A 446-nucleotide genomic window follows, 5' to 3' on the forward strand; every position below is an offset into this window, starting at 1 on the left:
GGCTATCTCCAACCACCTCAAGGGCCAGGCCGTCTGCGATGACCCCATCGACTTCCGGCACGAAGCGATCGTGGGTTCCAAGGTCTGGGGCGACGGCGATCCCGAAGGTGTCCGCCAACGCGCCGCCGAAGAAATGCAACACACCGCCCGGCTCGCCAAAGCACTCGGGGTGGACACCGTCGTCGGCTTCACCGGCTCCTCCATCTGGCAGTACGTGGCCATGTTCCCGCCCGTCCCCGAAAAGGTCATCGACGCCGGCTACCAAGACTTCGCCGACCGGTGGAACCCCATCCTGGACGTCTTTGACGAATGCGGTGTCCGGTTCGCCCACGAGGTCCATCCCTCCGAAATTGCCTACGACTACTGGACCACCGTGCGGACCCTTGAGGCGATCGGCCACCGCGAAGCTTTCGGCCTGAACTGGGACCCCTCCCACATGATGTGGC

At 64.3% G+C, this 446-nt stretch carries 1 protein-coding gene; it reads left to right on the forward strand.

What is annotated here, in order from left to right:
* A partial coding sequence (locus FHK88_RS03700) for a sugar phosphate isomerase/epimerase family protein (RefSeq protein ID WP_227429429.1) occupies window positions 1-446 on the forward strand: 446 nt, incomplete at both ends.

This window comes from Psychrobacter sp. I-STPA6b (assembly GCF_020662265.1).
Lineage (GTDB): Bacteria > Pseudomonadota > Gammaproteobacteria > Pseudomonadales > Moraxellaceae > Psychrobacter.